This is a genomic window from Skermanella sp. (assembly GCF_059503625.1).
In genome coordinates this window covers 1-3,184 of the sequence record NZ_JCACHA010001192.1, presented here as the reverse complement: position 1 = coordinate 3,184, position 3,184 = coordinate 1, and the positions used below count along the sequence as shown (strand labels likewise).

Here is a 3,184-nt window from a genome sequence, read left to right as displayed (position 1 = left end):
GCCACGGCCCAACACCACCTTCGCCCGGCCTCTATTCGATCGTCGCCAGGACGTCGCGGATGGTCGTGAAGATGCGGTCGATCTCGGCTTTCTCGATGATCAGCGGCGGCGACAGGGCGATGATGTCGCCGGTGGTGCGGACCATTACGCCGGCTTCGAAGCATTTCAGGAAGGCTTCGAAAGCGCGCTTGGTCGGCTGGCCGGGGAGCGGCTCCAGTTCGATGCCCGCGATCAGACCCAGGTTGCGCAGGTCGATGACGTGGCGGGCATCCTTCAGGCTATGGACCGCGTCTTCCCAGTACGGGGCCAGATCGGCGGCGCGCTGGAACAGCCCGTCTTCCTGATAGGTGTCCAGCGTGGCGAGGGCCGCGGCACAGGCGACGGGGTGGCCGGAGTAGGTGTAGCCGTGGAACAGCTCGATGGCGCCTTCCGGACCGGTCATGAAGGCGTCGTAGATGTGCTTGCGGACGAAGACGCCGCCCATCGGAATGGTGCCGTTGGTGATGCCCTTGGCGGTGCAGACGATGTCGGGAAGGACGCCGAAATACTCGGTCGCGAAGCTGGCGCCGACGCGGCCGAAGCCGGTGATGACCTCGTCGAAGATCAGCAGGATGCCGTGCTTGTCGCAGATCTCGCGCAGCCGCTGAAGGTAGCCCTGCGGCGGGATCAGCACGCCGGTCGAGCCCGCAACCGGTTCGACGATAACGGCGGCGATGTTGGAGGCGTCGTGCAGCGTGACGATGCGCTCCAGTTCGTCGGCCAGATGGCCGCCCCATTCCGGCTGGCCCCGGCTGAAGGCCTGATGCGCCTTGTCGTGGGTATGCGGCATGTGATCGACGCCGTTGAGCAGGCTGCCGAAGAACTTGCGGTTGGACACGATGCCGCCGACCGAGATGCCGCCGAAACCGACGCCGTGATATCCCCGCTCGCGCCCGATCAGCCGCTGCCGGGTGCCTTCGCCCCTGGCGCGCTGATAGGCCAGTGCGATCTTCAGCGCGGTGTCGACCGACTCCGATCCTGAGTTGGTGAAGAAGACGTGGTCGAGGTCGCCGGGCATCAGGTTGATCAGGCGAGACGCCAGCTCGAACGCCGCCGGATGCCCCATCTGGAAGGCCGGTGCGTAATCGAGCTCGAAGACCTGTTTCTGAACAGCCTCGACGATCTTGGGACGGCGGTGACCGGCGTTGACGCACCACAGGCCGGCGGCGCCGTCCAGGATCTTCCGGCCGTCCTGCGCCGTGTAGTACATGCCTTCGGCCGAAACCAGCATGCGCGGCGCCTTCTTGAATTGCCTGTTCATCGTGAACGGCATCCAGAAAGCTTCGAGGTTGTTCGGCTGACTGGTCATGATGCCGTCCATGACGGGCTCTCCTTCAGGGATAGAGGACTAGGGCGGGTTGGCACGAATGGATAGCTCGGTCTGTTCGTGCGGTTGCCAGCAGCCTAAGCCACGCTCAAGAAAATCGACAAGGGCCTTGCAGCCGCAAAATGAGACAATAAGGTGGCTTGCGCGGAAGCCATTTACCCGTTCAATATATTCAACAGGTTTAACAGTGGTTCGCGGGTAGAATCCCATGGAGTTCGATGTCGGCGCCCGGCTCCGGGCGATCCGTGAAATGCACGGGCTGTCGCAGCGTGAACTGGCGAAGCGGGCCGGCGTCAGCAATGCCTCCGTCTCGCTGATCGAGCAGAACAGGTCGAGCCCTTCGGTCGGCTCGCTCAAGAAGGTGCTCGACGGCATCCCCATGAGCCTTGCCGATTTCTTCTCGATGGAACAGGCGCCGCGCGAGCAGGTGTTCTTCCGCGCCGAAGACCTGACCGTCATCAGCGACGGCGCGATCCGCTATGCCCAGGTCGGCCGCGACCCGGAAGCGCGGGCGCTCCAGATCCTGCATGAGCAGTATCAGCCGGGAGCGGACACCGGTCAGAACATGCTGCGCCACGCGGCGGAGGAAGGCGGCGTGGTCCTGCGCGGCCGGCTGGAGGTGACGGTGGGAGACCAGCGCCGCGTCCTGGGGCCGGGAGACGCCTATTACTTCAACAGCCGCCTGCCCCATCGTTTCCGCACCGTCGGCGAGGAAATCTGCGAAGTCGTCAGCGCCTGCACGCCGCCCAGTTTCTAGCGGCGCGGACGATTTCCTCAGTCCGCCGGCTCGACCAGGTCGCCCAGCTTGTTGAGCAGGTAATCCAGGTCGTCCGAGGACAGATCCTCGTACTGGGTCAGGATGCGCTCGATCATCTTGCGGCGATGGCGGTCGAGGTCGCCGGGTTCGCCGTCCAGCAGCGTTTCGTGCGAGACATCGACCGCTACCCGGAAGGCCGGCAGCAGGCGGGTCGGCAGGCCGGCGCGTTCGTAAAGCGACTTCAGACCCAGCCGCCCGGCATCATGGATCAGCAGACGGGCATTTGTCAGCGGCACCTTGGCCAGCAGCGACAGGCTCGCTTCCAGGATCGCCACGTCGCCCATGCAAAGCGCCCGAAGCATCAGCGACGGCGTCAGGCGGCCATTGCGCCGCAGATGCTCGACCAGCCGCTCGACGTCGGCGTTGTCCTGGCCGTCGGTGAACAGCGAAACCGTCGCGCGCTCGCGGCTTTGCAGCACCAGATCGCTGGCGATGCCCGCCGGCAGGTCGTGATGGGTCACCAGGTAGTCGCGCAGGGTGTCGGAAACCAGCGCCACCAGCCGCTCGGCCACCGTCACCGGCAACTGGTCGCGATGGACCAGCGGTTCCTGGATGGCGGGGCTGTCGCCGAAGCGGTCCAGCACGCGGCCCAGGCTCTCCGGCGCGATCTTGGCGCCGGGGTTGGCCACCAGCTTGGCGACCGCCTGCTCCGGCGCCGTTTCCACCAGCACGTCGGCAACCTCGGCGCTGACTTCCGGCCGCCCGGCGATGGCCGTCTGCTTGGCGGCGGTGCCGGTGCGCACCAGTTCGATCAGGTCGACGTCGGTCAGGACCGACGATGCCCCCAGCACCGGCAAGGCCACCGCCTCCACGTCGCGGGCGAGCGTCAAGGCGACGTCGCGCGGCAGGCTCTGCGATGACTTGAGGTTTTCGGCAAGCGCCTGCCGGACGCGCTCGGCGGCGTCGCGCGCCATGACGCGAACGATGCCCTCGGCAAGCTTTCGCTCGCCTTCGGTCAGACTGACGCTTTCAAGACTTGCCGCGACTTTGGCGGCCATTTC

General features: G+C 65.9%; 3 protein-coding genes. 1 reads left to right on the top strand and 2 read right to left on the bottom strand.

Annotated features, from left to right (window positions below; translation table 11 throughout):
* Nucleotides 1-31: 31 nt before the first annotated feature.
* Nucleotides 32-1,360, bottom strand: coding sequence for an omega-aminotransferase AptA (gene aptA / locus AC5JJ6_RS41920; protein ID WP_496047744.1), 1,329 nt, complete (start codon nucleotides 1,358-1,360; stop codon nucleotides 32-34).
* A gap of 214 nt (nucleotides 1,361-1,574) precedes the next feature.
* Between aptA and AC5JJ6_RS41915 the strand changes: the two genes are divergently transcribed.
* Complete coding sequence (locus AC5JJ6_RS41915) at nucleotides 1,575-2,123, top strand: cupin domain-containing protein (RefSeq protein ID WP_496047743.1); 549 nt, start codon at nucleotides 1,575-1,577, stop codon at nucleotides 2,121-2,123.
* Nucleotides 2,124-2,140: 17 nt separating this feature from the next.
* Here the strand turns inward: AC5JJ6_RS41915 and spbR are convergent.
* The coding region (gene spbR, locus AC5JJ6_RS41910; protein ID WP_496047742.1) for a SpbR family protein at nucleotides 2,141-3,184 on the bottom strand (1,044 nt) is incomplete at its 5' end.

Coding starts and splice junctions, on each gene's coding strand:
- aptA (WP_496047744.1), bottom strand. CDS start 1,360: ATGGACGGCATCATGACCAGTCAGCCGAACAACCTCGAAGCTTTCTGG.
- AC5JJ6_RS41915 (WP_496047743.1), top strand. CDS start 1,575: ATGGAGTTCGATGTCGGCGCCCGGCTCCGGGCGATCCGTGAAATGCAC.